Source organism: Citrobacter sp. Cm038 (assembly GCF_030333105.1).
Lineage (GTDB): Bacteria > Pseudomonadota > Gammaproteobacteria > Enterobacterales > Enterobacteriaceae > Citrobacter > Citrobacter murliniae.
In genome coordinates, this window is sequence record NZ_JAOWGO010000016.1 from 522,691 (window position 1) to 541,420 (window position 18,730).

Sequence of the window (18,730 nt, forward strand, 5' to 3'; positions counted from 1 at the left end):
ACTGTGTTCACAGGCTGGCTCAGTCTGAGTCTCACTGAGGAGTGTATGCCTGTTGGAACACGGTGTTCAATAAGAGATTGAAATCTCGGCAGACTTCTGCGTCATTCTTTTTTCTGTTACTCCTTGCCACTGTTTATCCATCGCAGTATCCTTGCCCGACGTCTGCAAAATCAGGCGTCGGGCTTGACCTCCTGAAATCCTTCACTGACGACACAAGGCGCGTCTGCGCTTTTTTTGTGTCGTGCGCACGGCTACACCTCAATGGCGGGCCGGGCGGGGGCGTCGCAAGACGCGCCGGTGTCAGTGAGGCCGGTAAGGTCAACCCCGTCCGGTTCCGCCACCCGTGAGATTGACCTCTCCGGCGGCGGTAATAAACATTACTCACTGGAGGTTGCCCTATGGCTACAATCCTCACCCCTGACTGCGATGTACTCGATCTGCTGTCTGTCCCCTTCAACACCGCCACGGACTTCACCGTCCTTGCCGACTACTGCGCCCGCTTTGCCGAAACCCTGATAGAAACCGACGATCCCGCGCTGCGGCTGGCGCTTTGCGGACGGCTTCACGCCTGCCTTGCGCTGCTGCAACCCACACTGCACGACCCCATCCCGCCGCACCTTACCGAAAGCCTGACCGTTGATACCCTTCCCATTACACCACAACACTTCGACCCCGAACCTGACTCGTTGTGCGAATACTGCCTGGCGCTGCTCCAGCTTCTGCTGGAACGCCCGGCGGAGCCAAAAACAGAGCAAACTCTGACCGGGCTGCTGTGCGAACTGGTCTGGTACTTTACCGAGGGGCTAAAAGCGCCGCGCTGGCTGCGTACCGCCGATGGTGTGAAATTTATCAGTGAGGTGACTGCATGATGCAACAGGACTGGCATCCTGCTGATATTATTGCCGGGCTGAAAAAACGTGGCACTTCGCTGTCAGCACTTTCGCGTCAGGCGGGGCTGGCATCCTCCACGCTGGCTAATGCGCTTACCCGCCGCTGGCCCAAAGGTGAAAGGTTAATTGCCGAAGCGTTAGATATCGCGCCTGAGCAAATCTGGCCTTCGCGCTACCGCTGATGTTCCTGCGGCGCAGCCCGGATATGGAAGCTGCGCCGTATTTTGTTTATCCGATCCGTCATAATCCTTTGAACTGTAAAAACAGTTTTCTATTATCGGCCTTCTTTGTTACGCACTAAGCTCCCGTCTGTACGAAATGCTTCATGACCTGAAAGAAGCGCCTGATGTATCAGGACGGTTGCCCTTTTACCGGCAATGTCGCCTTTGAAAACTGCCGGATCTGTCTTCCGATGGATTAAGGCTTTCTCCACGCTTTATTACGCTAAGGAAATCACAATGAACCTGATGAATAATTGTGCATCTCCCGCCGCAGATGTTATATTAAAATATAATATCCGGAGGTGCTCTATGTATATCACTCGTCTGAAAAAGGTTGGCGGATCCATCATGCTGGCGGTTCCTCCCGCCGTGCTGAAAACGCTGGAGCTGTCGACGGACAGCGAAGTGGGCATGATCATTGATAATGGCTGCCTGATTATTGAACCTCAAAAACGTCCCCGCTATTCGCTCGAAGAACTGCTGGCGCAGTGCGATCCGCACGCTGAAATAAGCGAAGAGGCTCGGGAATGGATTGATGCGCCTGCGGTGGGCAAGGAGATCCTGTAGATGGACAGAGGGGAAATTTGGCTCGTTTCACTGGATCCGATTGCTGGCCACGAGCAAAGCGGAAAACGTCCGGTGCTTATCGTATCGAAGGCATCATTTAACACGTTCACCCGGTTGCCCGTTGTTGTCCCTGTAACCAGCGGCGGAAACTTTGCTCGCGAAGCCGGTTTTACCGTTTCACTGGACGGGGCGGGAACAAAAACAACGGGCGTGATCCGCTGCGACCAGCCCAGAACCATTGATATGGGAGCCCGAAATGGTAAGCGACTGGAGCGTATACCCGACTCTGTCGTGAATGAAGTGCTGGCCCGACTGGAAGCCATTCTGAGCTGATGTTTTTTATGTAACCTGAACGAGGGCGCTGTCACATACAGCGCCCTCATTTTTTTAACGACATTTGATTAAAAATCCTTTTGCAGGTAAAAACAGTTTCTCCTTTCTCCGCCAGCGGTACTGGCATAGTCTCCCCCTTGCCCTATGCTGTCGTTGACAGCGCCACGCTTCACAACCTGAAAGAAGCGCCATTTATCTTACGGGCTGCGGCCTGCATTTGCCGAAGGCATTTGCTGCCGCGTGGCCGTAAAACTGCACCAACGATGAATTTTCAGACACTGCACCAGTCCAGTGCGTCACTTTAACCGCGCAAAGCGGGAAAGTGACGCACGCAGCCCTTTCGACCTGCACCAGAAAACTCAACTGCGCCAGCTCACGGCTGGATTCTGACACCGCCTTTTCAGGCCATTTTACCCATAAGGAGAACATGAACCGATACCGGAGGGGGATCAGGACGATCCGGGGGATAACCCGCTAAGGCGGGCGGCTGCTCAGAGAGCACAACCGAAGCCCCACCACACCTCAACGGCTGCCGCCCCGGCGCTCAGGTATCGTTCGCAGCCCCGACAAAAAAACAGGGGCTATCGGCCTGTGCGCCGGGGAAAGCTGTATCAGTTTTGGATTTTTGGGGAATGAGTTTGTGGCATTCATGAAAAGGGGAATGTGTGGGAATACTGGAGCAGGAAATGAAGCGACTGGCGCAGCAGGCAGGCGGCAGCCATAAGACAGTTCATGATCGCATTAAGCTGGCGCAGCGGTTTTGTGAACGTCTGGTACTGGCGCAGAATGTGCAGATCCGCCGGTTGGAACAGCTTAAGGCGCGGCATATTGAAGGCTATGTTTGTGAACGGCTGGCGCAGGGCATTACAAAGCGTTCCCTGCAAAATGAGATGGCAGCGGTACGTTGCATTCTGAAACAGGCCGGGCGTGACAGGCTGGCACAGAGTGAGCGGCTGAACAACCGTTCTCTTGGTCTGTCTGGCGTATCCCGCAACGGTACAAAGCAGGCTATCACGCCGGAGCACTATCGCGACGTGCTGGAAACGGCCCGCGTAAAAGATCTGGGGATGGCGGCAGCACTGGAACTCTCAAGGCTGATGGGATTGCGTTCGCAGGAGACGGTGCAGAGCGTACAGTCGCTGAAAACGTGGTTGCAGGCGCTGGATCGTGGTGACACCCGCTTAACCGTGGTCTTTGGCACCAAAGGCGGGCGACCCCGTGAGACGATTATTCTTGATGCGGTAGCAGTCAGAAAAGCGCTGGATAATGCGCTGGCTGTGGCAGAAGATCGTCACGGCAGGCTGATAGATAAGCCGGATCTGAAAACCGCCATGAAATACTGGCACAGTCAGGCGGCACGTCTCGGGTTAACGGGCGCATATTCTCCGCACTCGTTGCGCTATGCCTGGGCGCAGGATGCGATCCGTCATTATCTGGCGCAGGGTTTTTGTGAGAAGGAAGCACTGGCAATGACGGCGATGGATTTGGGCCACGGCGACGGGCGCGGGCGGTATGTGGCGCAGGTTTACGGGAGAAAGGGGGATGCTGATTGATAGCTTAAGACTTGCAATATGATGTTATTCATCGTTTTCCGTACAAAATTTTTTGCCCCAAATAATTTTGGGTAGTTTCCTATTAATTTCACGCTATTCATTGGTTTTCGTACAAAAAATTTTGGGGCCAAAATTTTTTGTATGATTTCCTCTCAATAACAATGCTTCTGAACGGTATGGCCTATTAACAGGCTTCTGGTGCAGCATTCCGGTATTTTTTCTGGTGATTGCGCCAGCAAAAGGAAAAAGGCCGGAAAGGGTAAGGGGCGGCTAAGGGTAACAGCGCCAGACCGGAAAAGGCCAAAGGGCTGAAAGGGCCTTAACACTGGTGCAGTTCTATATTTATCCGATAATATCTGGCGCAGTCCTGACACGGCAGGTGACGGCGGACTGGCGCAGGTAAACGGTGGCATTGAACCGGTGCAGTTGTGGCGTATTGGCAAATCAGGTTCTGGTGCAGATTGTCTGGCAGTTATCGCCTGAAATTATTTACTGTGAATAATTTCCGTTTTTTGCCTATTGATTCATAATATATCGATAGGTTTTCGTACAAAATTATTCTGCGTCGAATAATTTTGCACGCTTTCCGATTAATAACCCAAAAATTGAAGACAAATCCTTTCAATGCAAAAAGCAGATCCGGATTCAATCAGGATCTGCTTTTTCATTTTTAACGAATCACACTATTACTGGCTCAGGCAGCCTTATGCCGCCGGGCATAAATATAGGGCGCAACGTACCCCTCGCGGCTCACGTCCAGATAGTCCGACCACCACTGCATCATGTCTTTACGGGCGTCAAGATGCTCGGCGCGGTGGATGTACGCCGCCCGCACGCTGTTCCGCTCCTGATGACTCATCTGCCGTTCCACCGCATCCCGCGACCAGAGTTCCGATTCAACCAGTGCGCTACAGGCCATTGCCCGGAAGCCATGTCCACAGACATCGGTTTTGGTATCATAGCCCATCAGACGCAGCGCCCGGTTTATGGTGTTTTCACTCATCGGTTTATACGGGTTATGGTCGCCGGGAAAGACCAGCTCCAGATGGCCGGAAATTTCCTGTATCTGCTTCAGAATAGCGATAGCCTGTTGAGAAAGTGGCACAATATGCGGAGTACGCATCTTAGCGCCACGACCTGAAAAACGAACTTTGTCGATTGCCTCGCGGGTGGCGGGAATGGTCCAGATTTTATGTCTGAAATCTATCTCGCTCCAGCGGGCAAAGCGCAGCTCGCTGGAGCGAATAAACAGGTGGAGAGTCAACACCACCGCCAGCCTCGTAAGCTGCCGTCCCTGCTGATAGTCGCCAATGCGCTCAAACAATTCGGGCAACCGTTCCAGCGGCAGGGCGGGATAATGATTTTTAACCGGCGGTGCGGTGACGCCTTCCAGATGTTGCGCCGGGTTGTTTTCGGTCAGTCCCTGCTGAACGGCGTAACGCATGATGTTGCAGAGTTGCTGCCGGGTACGGGACGCGACTTCCAGAAAGCCTTTATCCTCGATAACTTTCAATAACGCCGTGAAATGCTGCGTTTTCAGCATCGTGACGGGCAGGTGACCAATCGCCGGAAAGATATGATTCTTCATACTGGCGAGGATGCGCTCTGCATAGTCAGCCGACCATTTCTTGTTGGTTTTGTGCCATGCCACCGCAACGGCCTCAAAGCATTTTTCCGGTGACGCGGCGGCTTTTTCAGTCATGCGTTGTTGTGCGGGATTGATATTCTGCGCCAGCAGCTTACGGATACCGTCGCGCTGCTGGCGGGCATCGGAAAGCGAGACCTGCGGATAGGCACCCAGTGCGATGCGGGATTCTTTTCGGTTGAAGCGATATTTGAGATACCAGAGGCGCGAGCCACCCGGATTGACAAGCAGATACAGACCGTGTGAATCAGTCAGTTTAAAGGGTTTATCAGAAGGCTTAATACTGCGGATTTTCGCGTCGGACAGGGACATATGGTGGTCACTCCATTATCGAACTGAAATGACCCCAAATCAGACCACCAATTTCGCCGGATGCGCAGGGAAAACCAGATACGCATCGGGAAAGATTTTCACGCTAACTTATTGAAACCTAATTGAATAGGGACTTATAAGCACACCTGAAAATAGAAATTTGGCTCCTCTGACTGGACTCGAACCAGTGACATACGGATTAACAGTCCGCCGTTCTACCGACTGAACTACAGAGGAATCGTGTGAACGAGGCGCATATTAGCGAGGGTCGTAGGGGTTGTCAAAGGGGTAAATGCAAATGTGAGTTTGTTTGCTGACAAAATCAACAAAGCGACGATCTTTCAATCTTTTTATGTTTTTGCTCCATTCTGGTGCGCGCCTACCCGTGTTGGGGCAGGCAGAAAACTGCGCAAAGCATCGAGAATAGTTATTATTCACCATCGGCCCTTATTTTTCGGGTGGTTAGCGCGATTAACCGCAGCCAGGCGAAACTGGCAAGCATCTTGCAACCTGATAAATATGACTGCCAGCACGGGTTCTGGTATTCCGACAGGAGGCAAAATGAACTTCAGACGACTGAAATACTTCGTAAAAATCGTCGATATTGGTAGCCTGACCCAGGCCGCGGAGGTGTTGCACATTGCGCAACCTGCGCTGAGTCAGCAGGTTGCTACGCTGGAAGGTGAACTGGATCAGCAATTGTTGATTCGTACCAAGCGCGGCGTGACGCCAACTGAGGCCGGAAAGGTTCTTTATACTCACGCCCGGACTATCTTGCGTCAGTGTGAACAGGCGCAGCTCGCGGTCAATAATGTCGGGCAGACGTTGAGTGGGCAGGTGTCTATTGGGCTCGCACCTGGAACTGCCGCATCCTCAATAACGATGCCGTTATTACAAACTGTACGTGCCGAGCTGCCGGATGTTTTGGTTTACCTGCATGAAAACAGTGGCGCAGTGCTCAACGACAAACTGCTCAGTGGTCAACTTGATATGGCTGTGCTCTATGAGCGTTCGCCGGTGGCTGGGATTTCCAGTCAACCATTGCTAAAAGAAGATCTTTTCCTTGTTGGCACGCGTGACTGTCCGGGTCAAAGTGTTGATTTAATCGCAGTAGCTCAAATGAATCTGTTTCTTCCGCGAGATTATAGTGCGGTACGTTTACGTGTGGACGAAGCCTTTTCGCTACGTCGCTTAACGGCCAAAGTAATCGGGGAAATCGAGTCCATCTCCACATTAACTGCAGCTATTGCAAGCGGTATGGGGGTGACTGTTTTGCCTGAGTCGGCCGCTCGTTCATTATGTAATGCCGCAAATGGCTGGATGGCCCGGATTACAACGCCGTCGATGAGCTTGCCATTATCGCTGAATGTATCGGCCAGAGGGAGTTTGTCGCCGCAGGCACAAGCGGTAAAAGAAATTCTGTTATCACTGGTCAGCCGTCCGGCGCTGGAAAACCGCGAATTGCAGCTGGTCAGTTAAACCTTATTCCCGACAGGAATAAGATGCAGGTTTTTATTATTTGTTATGCCGGGCGTCAGACTTTAACAATAGCGTAATGTCTGATGTACCCGGAGCGAAGCGTGAATTTCCAGCAACTTAAAATTATCCGCGAGGCGGCCCGTCAGGATTACAACCTGACGGAAGTCGCGAACATTCTTTATACCTCGCAGTCTGGCGTAAGCCGGCATATTCGCGAGCTTGAAGATGAACTCGGTATTGAAATATTTATCCGGCGCGGTAAACGCCTGCTGGGCATGACTGAGCCGGGCAAAGCATTGCTGGTTATCGCCGAACGTATTCTTAATGAAGCCAGTAATGTTCGCCGACTGGCGGATTTGTTTACAAATGACACGTCCGGTGTTCTGACGATTGCTACCACGCACACACAGGCTCGCTACAGCCTGCCGTCGGTGATTAAGGCATTTCGCGAACTCTTTCCTGAAGTCCGTCTTGAGTTAGTACAGGGGACGCCGCAAGAAATTGACGTGCTATTGCAAAATGGCGGGGCAGATATCGGGATTGCCAGCGAACGGTTAAGTAGCGATCCACTGCTGGTGGCCTTTCCCTGGTTCCGTTGGCATCACAGCCTGCTTGTTCCTCATGATCATCCGTTAGTTCAGGCTTCTCCATTGACGTTAGAGTCTATTGCTCACTGGCCACTAATTACATATCGACAAGGTATTACGGGACGTTCCCGCATTGATGAGGCATTTGCGCGTAAAGGACTGGTGCCCGATATTATCCTTAGCGCTCAGGACTCGGATGTGATTAAAACCTATGTGGCATTGGGACTGGGGATTGGACTGGTGGCGGAGCAATCCAGCGGTGAGCAGGAAGAGGGCACGTTGATCCGTCTGGATACCCGGCATTTATTTGATGCGAATACCGTCTGGCTTGGCCTGAAACGAGGTCAATTACAGCGTAATTACGTCTGGCGATTCATTGAGTTATGTAATGCGGGCTTATCGGTGGATGAGATCAAACGACAGGCTATGGAGCCAGATGAAGTGATGATTGATTATCAGATCTAAAGCAAAAAGCCCGCTAAAAAGCGGGCTTTTCTAAATTTGGCTCCTCTGACTGGACTCGAACCAGTGACATACGGATTAACAGTCCGCCGTTCTACCGACTGAACTACAGAGGAATCGTGTGAACGAGGCGCATATTACTGACCTCACTATATCGTGTCAACAGTAAAATTAGCACGCCATATCAATTGGTTAATTAATCCTCAAAACGTAGTATTAATGCACATTCGATGAGCGATAATCGTCATCTTCCCGGCTATCGCGCAACCGTAGCATTGGGTTTTGCCGATAGAACTGGAAGAACCTCTGCCATAATGCGGGAAAACGCGGTGCAAACAATTCGGGAGCGCTGAAAAAATACTCGGATAATACGGCAAAACATTCGGCAGGATCGGTCGCAGCATATGCATCTATACTGCATGCGGTTTCACCCACCAGATCGATTTCGTCCTGAATGTTGTTCATTGCCGCATGCAGATCGTGTTCCCAGTTTGCAATTTCTCGCAAAGGGATTGCCGGGACGCCGCTGGCGCGATCACCATTACGCATATCAAGTTTATGCGCCACTTCATGGATAATCAGATTAAAGCCGGAGGCATCGAAGGAATCCTGGATATCGAGCCAGTTCAGGATGATCGGACCTTGCTGCCAACTCTGTCCGGACTGAACTACGCGTTGATTATGCACCAGCCCAATATCATCTTCCCACTCGTCATCCACGACAAATGGGGCAGGGTAGATGAGCACTTCGTGAAAACCATCAAGCCACTCAATACCCAATTCCAGTATGGGCAAACAGAAAAGCAAAGCTATACGCGCACTTTTCAGTGGGTCCAGTTCAAATCCCTGAAGGGCAACTAACCTTTTTTGCTGTAAAAAGCGTTCGGCCAGGGCGATCAGTCTGGCTTGTTCTTGTTCAGTGAGATTCACCAGAAGAGGAATTGCCAGGGCATCATCCCAGGGCCACTCATCATTACGGACTGTTTCTTGTTCTTTCCAGGGCCACTTAATCATCGTTTTGCTCGCAAACTCGTCACTTGAACGAAATTGACGGAACTGGGTCTGTTAAAATGCCAAATTACCTGGCATCATGGCAACCGCCAGAACGGAGAGATGCCAGAGCGGCTGAATGGACCGGTCTCGAAAACCGGAGTAGGGGCAACTCTACCGGGGGTTCAAATCCCCCTCTCTCCGCCAAAACACCGCCTCAACCCAATCGATTTATATCTCTTTCAGCTAAAACTTTATTTGTTCAGTATGCCATTCATAACTGGTTTGCTGGGTATTGTCCTGGTATGCATTGGGCAAACTCGCAGCTACACAAGTTATCACTTAGCCAGCATTCCAGGTAGAGCTTTACCAGCATGTCATTCATTTTGTGACTTCAGTCGAAGTGTTGCACTTTAATAAGGTTGTTCCTCAGCCCAAATACCGGATATTCACTCAGGAATATCCGGATGCGCCTTACTATATCAATACTAAATTTCTGTCGTTTTGCTTCTGATATAAGCTCATGCCCTTGAGACGTTACGCAGCGTTTCGTAGTGAAATATTTATCGCTGAAACGGCAGGTTTCCGTTTAATAGTATGCTTCCCGTTACATCTGGCTGCTGGTAAAATAAGCAACTCAATACTTAACTGCATACTGAAGGGAATCGGAGTGTCCTCATCCATTGACTACCAGATTGAAAAGTACTGTTTAACGGAAAGAGGGGAGTCCCCCAGGTTAACCCGTCAGTGGGCGGATGTTATTGCTGAATGTCAGGATAAAAAAGCAGGGGCAGAGGAGCGCCTGCGTATTGCGTTGCTTAACGTGGATTATGTGACCAGCTTTGAGCTACCTTTTCGGTTGTTGCTGGTACGCACTCCACAGCTAATAGCCAGTGTGCGTGATGAATGGCAACTCAACCAAAAGAATGTGGTTTTCAACGGGAAACGTTTTGGTTGTGTCTGGAGTCTGAAGGCGGATTTGAGCGGGATACCAGATGAGTTTCACTATCATCTGTCCAATCGCATTCGGCGGGTGGATGTATCCGGGATCACGGCCGCACCTTACCAGCAAATAGCAAAAACAGTGAAGTCTCCGCGCGAACGACTGAGAATGGCACTTGAGGCAGGGTTACCGGTTACTGCGCTGGATGGACTTTTTTGGTTTGGGATCCAGAGGATTGCTGCCGATGTGCTAAGGCTTCGGAAGGCTGGTATGGCGATTTCAACATCAGAGACTGAGGTTTTCGACAATCTGACCGATACCCATCGACGGGTCCCTGTTTACAGATGTGACGGTTGTTCAGAGTAACAGCTATGTTGCCCAGACGGGCAATGGCGTCAGGCGTGAAGTATCACTTTTAATAAATTTTCCTGAAAAGACGGAGGCGGCGCCATCTCTCTGGCGTTTCACAGAAATCAGGAGATAGCGCAGGCTTAAGATTACACAAAACCCTCATCGTATAATCGGAGAGAGGTTGCCATTAGGGACTAATTTATCCTTTCACAAACAGACTGAGAATGCCGACTCCCAGCGCACTATAAAAAAAGACTCTGTATAAATTATCCGGAATATCAAACCATCTACGAAATATGCCTAATATTACTACAACCAGAACAGCCGGATAGATAGAGCAAAGAACCGGTATCGCCAGTGTTGTCAGCGAATTCAAGCCCAGAATAGCAATTGCTGCTGAGAATATAAGAGACAGAGTCACAAATACGCCGTAAGAAATACCTGTGTTCTGCTTGAAAAATTGTGCTGTACCGCTCGTGAGTCCTATTGCGGTGACAAGGCAGGCCAGAGTAATAATGGCTGCCAGCAATTCTCTGCCATATGTTCCAAAAACAGTCTCTACATATGCACTCATGATTTGCATACCGTTTGTCGCACCAATCTCTGGAGTGTGTGCGCCCATCGATATGTAGCAAATGTAAATCAGAGTTAGTCCGGTGGCAGCAATAAATGCTGATGAAGCAGAATATCGGAAAATGCCTTTAGTATGTGTAACCCCACGTTGCTTAAGCGTGTGTGAGATAATAGCCCCAAAACATAGTGCGCTGATCACGTCTAATGTTTGGTAACCATTTACAAACCCTGCTCTGAAAGCTTGTGTTTCATATATAGTTGTCGCCGTAGTGATCTCGCCTATGGGATGAAACCATGCGCATACGCCAATGAAAATCAGCACACTAATTTTTACCGGTGACAGGACAAAGCCGACGACTTCAAGCATCTTACCTGGCTTTGCTAAAATTGCGCCTGCCAGTCCGAAAAAAACAGCAGAAAAAATAAGTTTTTTCCACCATATGTCTGCTGCTCCATTAGTTATTACTTCATAACTAATGGTAGCTGTGCGTGGAGTACCAAATAACATACCAAGAGTTAAAAAACAAATACCGATGAATATAAAGCTGACCCATTTTCCTAATGGCCTGGTGAGTTCATTGATACTACCTTCATTAATCGCAAGTGAAATTATTGCTAATGCAGGAAATAACACAGCTGTAATAATAAAACCAAAACCAGCGTTAAACGTGTTTGTACCGGCTTGCAGACCAACCAACGGTGGGAATATGATATTGCCGGCACCGAGAAAAAGAGCTAGCGTCATTCCGCCAAGTGCCATAGTTTCTGGCAAGGATAGTTTTGTGTTTGCTGTCATTTATAAACTCGCATTTATGATATTGCCATATTTATTGATTGTGTTATCAATATCACTGGAGGGGTAAAGTATGATTTTCTGAGCATGAGTAATGGTGAAAATATTCACCATTACAAATCAGGGCTGTAATATTACAACTGAAACATCCCTTCAATCATCAAGCGGGCGGCACCGTATAATTCTACACGCTTATTATCGCCTACAACGCAACGCAATGTGCCCTTTCGCGCACCGCCTTGTTGCGCCGTTAATTCTGTTTTGCCTAACCGTGATGCCCAAAACGGGGCAAGAAAAGTATGTGCTGATCCGGTAACGGGATCTTCATTTACGCCAACTTGCGGTCCAAACCAGCGAGAGACAAAATCAAACTCTTTATCCCCGGCAGTGACAATGACGCCACGGGTATCAAATAAAGCCAATTTATTGAAGTCCGGCGCTAATTTATCAATGATTGCTTTATCGTCCACCAGCACAATCAGATCGTCTGATTGCCATACACTAATCACACCGGTGGTGATACCGAGTGCTTCAAGTAACCCTGCAGGCGCTTCAACTTCTGTGGCAGACTTTGCCGGAAAGTCCATGCAATATTCATGACCTTGCTGAGTCACAGTCAGAATGCCACTGCGCGTATGGAAACGAATAGATTTGCCAGGATGATTTAGTTTATTGAACATTACCCATGATGTTGCCAGCGTTGCGTGACCGCATAAATCAACTTCTGTCGCCGGTGTAAACCAGCGGAGATGATATCCATCTTCAACAGGTACGAAAAACGCGGTTTCTGAGAGATTATTTTCTGCAGCGATCGATTGCAAAATATCATCATCCAGCCATGCCGTTAATGGGCATACAGCAGCGGGATTGCCTCCAAAGGGGAGCGACGTAAAAGCATCCACCTGGTAAAAGGGGAGGCTGGTTGTGATATTATTTATCATTGATTTTGTCCAGATAGTTATAGATTGTATATCGCGTTACGCCTAATGCTCTTGCTACATGGTTAACGCTGCCTTTAATTTTAAAAAATCCCATTGCATGTATTTCAGATACGACCCGCTTTCTAAAGTCTGTTTTGCTTTCTGAGCCTGTTGGTCGATATTGAGCAAGAACTTCGTCCAGTGACTTATCTTGAATATCTCTGGGGATACTGTCAGCGCTTTCTGTCTCGACAGGTGTTGGCAGAAGATAATCAAGCTCACGCTTTAACCGTACCACGGCCTCAATATCAACATTTATACAGAAGGCCACCAGAGGACTACCTGATTTGCTGTAGTAAATTGTTGATGCACTATTCAGCTTTGTTCCTGCGACCGTTGTTGTTGTATATCCACTGAATACACGGGTAGGGACGGGCTGTGAAGCATCGAGTAGCCCTAAAAAGCCGGCGTCATCATCCGGTCCCGATAGCAGCGCATCTCCAATTTTCCGACCACTTATATGCCCGTTGACAATACTGATAACTGATTTTTCCGGCTGTGTAAGATCGTGTAACACGGCTTCAGTATTTGAGGGGAGAGTTGTACGCAGAGCTTCCAGTGAAGCGCTCAGCACAGTTATTAAGTGATCACGTTCGTTTTTCATTATGGTCTCTTTACGAGGCGACTGCCTGTACCTCTATCTCAACATCCAATTCAAAGGCAAGGCGGCTGGTTGTTACTGTCCTTGCAGGGTAACCATTTGGGAACCACGTGCAATATGCTGCGTTAAACTCAGCAAAATATTTCATATCACTTAACCATACCTGTACTTTGACGACATTATCTTGCGAAATACCTGTACTTTTCAGCGTTTCAACAATGGTATGCATGATCCTCTGCGTTTGTTCAGTCACAGAGCCATACATGGGTTCACCCTCCTCTGTCATAGATACCTGACCTGAAAGAAATACCATGCCATTCCCTTGAACTGCATCGGAAAAAGGGAAGGGCTTACTGGTGGCATAGCGCTTAATACTCATACTTTAGTCTTACTCATCGGGGGGGATGCCATAACGTTACCACAGCTCCGCCCTGAATTAAACGAAATTGTATTTTTCAACAAATGTTTGTTTTTGTCGTAAAATCTTGTTTACAGATCACAGGAAACAAGCAACGTGTTGGTGTAAAAGTAAGCAAGCGAATAATTTTTTGTATGATTATTTTCCAGGTGATAATTGGTTTATAGCGTTTTTAAGCAGATAAATCCTATTTTTAATTGCGTTGGTTTTTTCTATGCCATTGTTTCTAAATGGTAAATCTTGCGGCCCTTAAATTCAACAAAAATATTGTTTTCAAATATTGTTGAATTTGATTTTGGGTGTCGATAAGATGCCTGTGCTCTGAGATATTTTTCCTGATTCAACCCAGGTGTGTCTGAAGGTGTTTTAGGCTGATCTTTCACATCAAAGTAAAAGTGAAGATCGATTAATTCAGAAACGATAAAATTATCGTTGAATAATGACGGGCTGGATTTGACCTTGCTGGTTCAGGAAAGAGGAATGTCTTTACTATTATCTTAAAAATAGAGCCTAAAGAAACTTCAGTGTACGCATTAATCTTAAAATATATTTAATCATAATAATCAAACGCCTGATTAATGGTATCGCTCAGGTATTTTTTGCCCAGATTTGCTAGCCAGACTAATGGTTACATCATCATTCATATGTGACGAAAATAGTGATCAATATAACTGATGGTCATTATCCGTTGCTGTATCTATTCTAATGTAAGGCTGTGTTTATGCAATTAAGCAAAGTGTTTATTGCTGTTATATCTGCGCTGTGTACTACAAGTGCAATGGCTAATGATATCAATAATAACCAGGAAGTTACAATTGATTCCGTATGGGATGAGACCTCAAACAACCCGAGTCGCATCAGAGTTGGGTATGAAACAGACGGTGCTCTGAATATTGTTCAAGGTGGTGACGTTTTAACTAAATACTTCCATATTGGCCAGGAAGATTCTACCGGTACAGTAAATGTCATTGATGGCGGGAAATTGACAGTTAGCGCAGAATCAATGAGTTATCCCTTTGATATTGGAGGGTCTATCGATGGTCAAAACCATAAAGGGACTGGCACTCTTAATGTTTCCGGGCAGGGAAGTCTCGTCACCATATCCTCTACAAATGCTGCAGCTCTCCAGGTGGGGGCCGGGGACGGAAATGGGTTTATGAATATTTCTGATGGCGGAAAAGTTCGCCATCAATCCGGTGGTATATGGATCGGCGGCAGGGCATCTTCATCCGGAGAAACGTCAGGTGTTGTGAGTGTTGATGGTACAGACAGTGAATTATGGAGTGTGGGCAGTATTCATGTCGGAACATACGGCTCCGGAAGCCTCACCACGTCAAATGGTGGACATACCCATAGTGAAGCCACAATCTCGGTAGGCAATATGGATGAGACGAAAGCCTACGATAATCTGATGAGCGTAAAGGGTGCTGATTCAATAATATCGTCGAATGATAAAATGACTGTTGGACTTCAGGGTAAGGGGACGGCGGTTGCTTCCGATAGTGGAATACTCAGTGCTCCAGAGATTGTTATCGCGCAAGATTCCGGGTCCAGCGGTGAACTGGCAGTAGGTGCCAGAGCGGGTGCTGATGCGGCGGTTGCCGGCATTATTGATACTAAGAAAATTATTTTTGGTGTTGGTGATGGTGTATTAACACTTAATCATACCAACACGGATTTTGTCCTTGATGCGGATATAAGCGGTACAGGTTCAGTAAATGCTGAGAGTGGGGTTTCTACCTTGTCCGGTGATAACTCCGCTTTTCGGGGGCGTTTTAATATTTCCTCTCCTGCCACACTGGTTATTTCAGAACAACAAAATATCGGCACAAATGAAATTACCATGACCGGAGGCTTACTGGAGATTGACGCAGCTCACGACTGGCAGTTTATTAACACGCTTACTGGGCAGGGCGTACTTCAGATTAATGCAGCGGGAAATACATTTGATTTTAACTCCTCCGAAGTGACTGAGAATTTCAACGGCACGCTGGCGCTTAAAGACACATTATTTTCTCTGGCAGGTACGAATACCGCTGCGCTGAAAAATATGTTGCTGAGTTTAGGTGAAGGAAGTGTGGTCAGTGTTGGGAATGGTCAACAGGTTATTGACGAGCTTGCGTTTGATGGTGGGAAGCTGGTGTTCGGAGATGTTATCCCAGGTCAGACAGAAAGCACGGAAACAGTTCATACCACCGGAGATCTGGATGTTTCAGGAAAGGGAACGATACAGGTAACCACGGGGGGAATGATAAATAACGATACTCCCACACCGAATACCCATATTACTCTTCTGGAGCAGGATGATGGAAACAGCCTGATTCAACTCGTTTCCAGTGATGGGGACACTATCGGCAGCGCAGGAAATTTGATACTGACGGACCAGAACGGAAAGGTTATCAGTGATGCCGTCGAATCCTCTATCAGTCAGAACGGCGAGGTTGTAGCTGAAGGGACCTATGATTACCGTCTTACCAGCGGTGAGAATAATGACGGGTTGTATATCAGTTACGGGCTGACGCAGGTGGAACTTCTTGCGTCTGGCGATAATGCGCTGGCCCTGGGTGCGAATGGTAATAGCGGAAATGCGGCAGACCTCAGTGCCCGTGTAACGGGTAATGGCGATCTGGCAATTGACAGTCAGAAAGGGCAGACCGTTTCGTTGTCTAATACTGATAATGATTACACCGGGGTCACCGATGTTCGTGGTGGTAATTTGCTGATGCAAAACGACAACGTTCTTGGGCAAACGAGTGAACTTCGTCTGGCAGCAGAAACCGGTTTTGATATGAATGGTCACAGCCAGACAATTGATCAACTGTCTGCTGTGGCGGATTCGTTGCTGAATATCAACGGCGGAAGCCTGACGCTGCAACATGGTGGTTCTGTTGACGGTACGCTGGCTGGCAGCGGCGAGCTGAAGATTATCGGCGACACGTTGACGGTAACCGGTGAAAACAGTGCGCTGACGGCTAAAACAACCATCGCAGAAGATGCAAGTGTGTTGATGAATAATACCCTTGGGCTGGGGGTGGGAAATATCGTCGCAGCGGGCACGCTGTCTCTGAGCAAATCCGTAGGCACGCTATATAACAATATCAGTGACGCTGGGTTGGTAGAACTGAGCGGCAGCGATGTGGTGCTGGCAGGGAATAACAGTGATTTCTCCGGGCAGTTCACCATTGATGCGGACTCCCGGCTTACGGCTTCGACGGCGGAAAACCTGGGCGATGCGCAAGTCAGTAATGTCGGTTCACTGGTACTTAACAGTGAGAGCACATGGCAACTCGACAACGAGATTTACGGTCAGGGAAGCGTAACCAAAACAGGCGCCGGGACCATTACCGTAGGTGATAACGCGGCCTGGACCGGCCAGACTGTTATCGAACAAGGTAGACTGGAACTGGGACAGGCAGACTCTCCGGTGGTACTTGCCAGTACGCAGGTCACTATTCATGACGGGGCGGTGCTCTCCGGCTCTGGTGGAGTAGCAGGCAACATCGATAACGACGGTATGTTACTGGTCGGGTCGGTGGTGAGCGACAACCCTCAGCTGTTTACTGTAGGTGGTGATTTGTTGAACAGCGGTGACCTTGTTACTGGTATTCATGGTCAACTGGCGGGTAATCAACTGGTCGTTAAGGGGAACTACACCGGTAACGATGGCCATCTGTCATTAAATGCGGCGTTGGGTGACGACAGTTCCGTTACGGATAAGCTGGTGATTAATGGCGATACGAGTGGCAAAACGTCTGTCAGTGTGACGAATGCGGGTGGTAAAGGGGCTGCGACTGTTGACGGAATAGAGGTGATTCACGTTGATGGACAGTCAAACGGTGAATTTACCCAGGCGGGACGTATCGTCGCGGGTGCCTACGATTATACCCTGGGGCGTGGTCTGGATGAGAACAGCGGCAACTGGTACCTCACCAGCGGTAAAACCAATCCGGATCCCGATCCGAAACCCAATCCAGATACCGAGAAGGACCTGCGTCCGGAAGGTAGCAGCTACACCGCAAACCTGGCAGCAGCGAACAATATGTTCGTCACGCGACTTCACGATCGCCAGGGTGAGACCCGGTACACGGATGCACTTACCGGGAAGCAGAAAATTACCAGTATGTGGATGCGCCATGTCGGAGGACACAATAGCTGGCGTGATGGCAGCGGGCAGTTGAAAACCCAGAGCAATCGCTATGTGCTGCAGCTGGGGGGAGATATTGCTCAGTGGAGTCAGAACGAGGTTGATCGCTGGCATCTTGGCGTGATGGCGGGCTATGGCAATGAACACAACAACACCCGGTCTTCACGAACCGGATACGATGCTAAGGGATCGGTGAATGGCTATAGTGCCGGCGTATATGCGACATGGTACGCCAATGATGAGTCACACAACGGCGCGTATCTGGATAGTTGGGTACAGTACAACTGGTTCAATAACCATGTGAAGGGCGATGATCTGCAGGGCGAGTCGTATAAATCCAGCGGAGTAACGGCCTCACTGGAAACGGGCTACACCCAGAAACTGGGTGTGTTCAATGGTAGCAAAGGGACACTGAACGAATGGTATGTACAGCCTCAGGCGCAGGCTGTGTGGATGGGAGTGGACGCTGACGATCATCTTGAAAGCAACGGGACGCGAGTCAGCAGCAACGGCAGCAGTAACTTACAGACGCGTCTGGGCATGAAAACCTGGATTAACAGCCATCATCAGATGGATAACGGTAAATCGCGAGAATTCCAGCCTTTTGCTGAGATTAACTGGATCCACAATAGCCGAGATTTTAGTGCAACGATGGATGGCGTGAATGTACGTCAGAATGGTGCGAAAAACATCGGTGAAGTTAAGGTTGGTGTGGAAGGTCAGGTAACTTCCCGTCTGAATCTGTGGGGTAACGTTGGCGTTCAGGTTGGCGATAAAGGCTATAACGACAGCGCCGCAATGGTCGGTGTGAAATGGAATTTCTGATGCCGTTGGATTGATGCAGCATGTAAGACTTTCGCCTGAATTTCTTAACTATACCGGAAGCAC

Annotated in this window: 15 protein-coding genes and 3 tRNA genes; 10 read left to right on the plus strand and 8 right to left on the minus strand. The window is 48.9% G+C overall.

Annotated features, from left to right (window positions below; genetic code table 11):
• The first annotated feature begins 398 nt into the window (after positions 1 to 398).
• From OGY01_RS04690 to OGY01_RS04710, 5 genes are all read left to right on the plus strand, one after another.
• A complete protein-coding gene (locus OGY01_RS04690) occupies positions 399 to 869 on the plus strand; it encodes a hypothetical protein (protein WP_286492524.1) in 471 nt (156 codons plus the stop codon).
• Complete coding sequence (locus OGY01_RS04695; RefSeq protein ID WP_286492526.1) at positions 866 to 1,072, plus strand: helix-turn-helix domain-containing protein; 207 nt, start codon at positions 866 to 868, stop codon at positions 1,070 to 1,072. The genes OGY01_RS04690 and OGY01_RS04695 overlap by 4 nt, the downstream gene beginning before the upstream one ends.
• 348 nt (positions 1,073 to 1,420) lie before the next feature.
• Positions 1,421 to 1,678 (plus strand): AbrB/MazE/SpoVT family DNA-binding domain-containing protein, encoded by a 258-nt coding sequence (locus tag OGY01_RS04700; protein ID WP_286492528.1) that lies wholly within the window; start codon positions 1,421 to 1,423, stop codon positions 1,676 to 1,678.
• Positions 1,679 to 2,011, plus strand: coding sequence for a type II toxin-antitoxin system PemK/MazF family toxin (locus OGY01_RS04705; protein WP_187239912.1), 333 nt, complete (start codon positions 1,679 to 1,681; stop codon positions 2,009 to 2,011).
• Positions 2,012 to 2,676: 665 nt separating this feature from the next.
• On the plus strand, positions 2,677 to 3,564 hold the full coding sequence (locus OGY01_RS04710; protein ID WP_286492529.1) for an integrase domain-containing protein: 888 nt from the start codon (positions 2,677 to 2,679) through the stop codon (positions 3,562 to 3,564).
• 694 nt (positions 3,565 to 4,258) lie between these two features.
• Here OGY01_RS04710 and OGY01_RS04715 read toward each other — a convergent pair.
• Positions 4,259 to 5,521 carry a tyrosine-type recombinase/integrase gene (locus OGY01_RS04715; RefSeq protein WP_286492530.1) on the minus strand — a complete coding sequence of 421 codons (1,263 nt, stop codon included), beginning with the start codon at positions 5,519 to 5,521 and terminating at the stop codon, positions 4,259 to 4,261.
• Between the two features lie 161 nt (positions 5,522 to 5,682).
• A tRNA-Asn gene (locus OGY01_RS04720) sits at positions 5,683 to 5,758 on the minus strand.
• Between the two features lie 324 nt (positions 5,759 to 6,082).
• On the opposite strand from OGY01_RS04720, the gene nac reads away from it, so the two are divergent.
• Positions 6,083 to 7,000 carry a nitrogen assimilation transcriptional regulator NAC gene (nac, locus tag OGY01_RS04725; RefSeq protein WP_045444396.1) on the plus strand — a complete coding sequence of 306 codons (918 nt, stop codon included), beginning with the start codon at positions 6,083 to 6,085 and terminating at the stop codon, positions 6,998 to 7,000.
• 101 nt (positions 7,001 to 7,101) lie between these two features.
• The gene (gene cbl / locus OGY01_RS04730; RefSeq protein WP_045444394.1) at positions 7,102 to 8,052 is read left to right on the plus strand and encodes an HTH-type transcriptional regulator Cbl; all 951 of its coding nucleotides are present in this window, start codon (positions 7,102 to 7,104) and stop codon (positions 8,050 to 8,052) included.
• 37 nt (positions 8,053 to 8,089) lie between these two features.
• On the opposite strand, the gene OGY01_RS04735 is transcribed toward cbl, so the two are convergent.
• Together OGY01_RS04735 and mtfA are read right to left on the minus strand one after the other, a co-directional pair.
• Positions 8,090 to 8,165: transfer RNA gene (locus OGY01_RS04735), tRNA-Asn, on the minus strand.
• A 100-nt stretch (positions 8,166 to 8,265) separates the two neighbouring features.
• Positions 8,266 to 9,063 carry a DgsA anti-repressor MtfA gene (mtfA, locus tag OGY01_RS04740; RefSeq protein WP_045444392.1) on the minus strand — a complete coding sequence of 266 codons (798 nt, stop codon included), beginning with the start codon at positions 9,061 to 9,063 and terminating at the stop codon, positions 8,266 to 8,268.
• A gap of 93 nt (positions 9,064 to 9,156) precedes the next feature.
• On the opposite strand from mtfA, the gene OGY01_RS04745 reads away from it, so the two are divergent.
• Both OGY01_RS04745 and OGY01_RS04750 read left to right on the plus strand, forming a co-directional pair.
• Positions 9,157 to 9,246 (plus strand) — tRNA-Ser (locus OGY01_RS04745).
• A 463-nt stretch (positions 9,247 to 9,709) separates the two neighbouring features.
• On the plus strand, positions 9,710 to 10,348 hold the full coding sequence (locus OGY01_RS04750; protein WP_045449685.1) for an ECs1377 family protein: 639 nt from the start codon (positions 9,710 to 9,712) through the stop codon (positions 10,346 to 10,348).
• A 184-nt stretch (positions 10,349 to 10,532) separates the two neighbouring features.
• On the opposite strand, the gene brnQ is transcribed toward OGY01_RS04750, so the two are convergent.
• From brnQ to OGY01_RS04770, 4 genes are all read right to left on the minus strand, one after another.
• On the minus strand, positions 10,533 to 11,702 hold the full coding sequence (brnQ, locus tag OGY01_RS04755) for a branched-chain amino acid transport system II carrier protein (RefSeq protein WP_045444390.1): 1,170 nt from the start codon (positions 11,700 to 11,702) through the stop codon (positions 10,533 to 10,535).
• Positions 11,703 to 11,833: 131 nt separating this feature from the next.
• Positions 11,834 to 12,640 (minus strand): PhzF family phenazine biosynthesis protein, encoded by an 807-nt coding sequence (locus OGY01_RS04760; RefSeq protein ID WP_286492531.1) that lies wholly within the window; start codon positions 12,638 to 12,640, stop codon positions 11,834 to 11,836.
• A complete protein-coding gene (locus OGY01_RS04765) occupies positions 12,630 to 13,283 on the minus strand; it encodes a helix-turn-helix transcriptional regulator (RefSeq protein ID WP_045444385.1) in 654 nt (217 codons plus the stop codon). The genes OGY01_RS04760 and OGY01_RS04765 overlap by 11 nt, the downstream gene beginning before the upstream one ends.
• A 10-nt stretch (positions 13,284 to 13,293) precedes the next feature.
• Entirely contained in the window at positions 13,294 to 13,659 is a 366-nt protein-coding gene (locus tag OGY01_RS04770; RefSeq protein WP_286492533.1) for a RidA family protein, read from the minus strand.
• A gap of 760 nt (positions 13,660 to 14,419) precedes the next feature.
• Between OGY01_RS04770 and OGY01_RS04775 the strand changes: the two genes are divergently transcribed.
• Positions 14,420 to 18,667, plus strand: a complete 4,248-nt coding sequence (locus OGY01_RS04775) for an autotransporter outer membrane beta-barrel domain-containing protein (protein ID WP_286492535.1) — start codon at positions 14,420 to 14,422, stop codon at positions 18,665 to 18,667.
• The last annotated feature ends 63 nt before the right edge of the window (positions 18,668 to 18,730 follow it).

Bases quoted from the DNA above. Each gene is read 5' to 3' on its own strand.
- OGY01_RS04690 (WP_286492524.1), top strand. From the start codon at position 399: ATGGCTACAATCCTCACCCCTGACTGCGATGTACTCGATCTGCTGTCT.
- OGY01_RS04695 (WP_286492526.1), top strand. From the start codon at position 866: ATGATGCAACAGGACTGGCATCCTGCTGATATTATTGCCGGGCTGAAA.
- OGY01_RS04700 (WP_286492528.1), top strand. From the start codon at position 1,421: ATGTATATCACTCGTCTGAAAAAGGTTGGCGGATCCATCATGCTGGCG.
- OGY01_RS04705 (WP_187239912.1), top strand. From the start codon at position 1,679: ATGGACAGAGGGGAAATTTGGCTCGTTTCACTGGATCCGATTGCTGGC.
- OGY01_RS04715 (WP_286492530.1), bottom strand. From the start codon at position 5,521: ATGTCCCTGTCCGACGCGAAAATCCGCAGTATTAAGCCTTCTGATAAA.
- nac (WP_045444396.1), top strand. From the start codon at position 6,083: ATGAACTTCAGACGACTGAAATACTTCGTAAAAATCGTCGATATTGGT.
- mtfA (WP_045444392.1), bottom strand. From the start codon at position 9,063: ATGATTAAGTGGCCCTGGAAAGAACAAGAAACAGTCCGTAATGATGAG.
- brnQ (WP_045444390.1), bottom strand. From the start codon at position 11,702: ATGACAGCAAACACAAAACTATCCTTGCCAGAAACTATGGCACTTGGC.
- OGY01_RS04760 (WP_286492531.1), bottom strand. From the start codon at position 12,640: ATGATAAATAATATCACAACCAGCCTCCCCTTTTACCAGGTGGATGCT.
- OGY01_RS04765 (WP_045444385.1), bottom strand. From the start codon at position 13,283: ATGAAAAACGAACGTGATCACTTAATAACTGTGCTGAGCGCTTCACTG.
- OGY01_RS04770 (WP_286492533.1), bottom strand. From the start codon at position 13,659: ATGAGTATTAAGCGCTATGCCACCAGTAAGCCCTTCCCTTTTTCCGAT.
- OGY01_RS04775 (WP_286492535.1), top strand. From the start codon at position 14,420: ATGCAATTAAGCAAAGTGTTTATTGCTGTTATATCTGCGCTGTGTACT.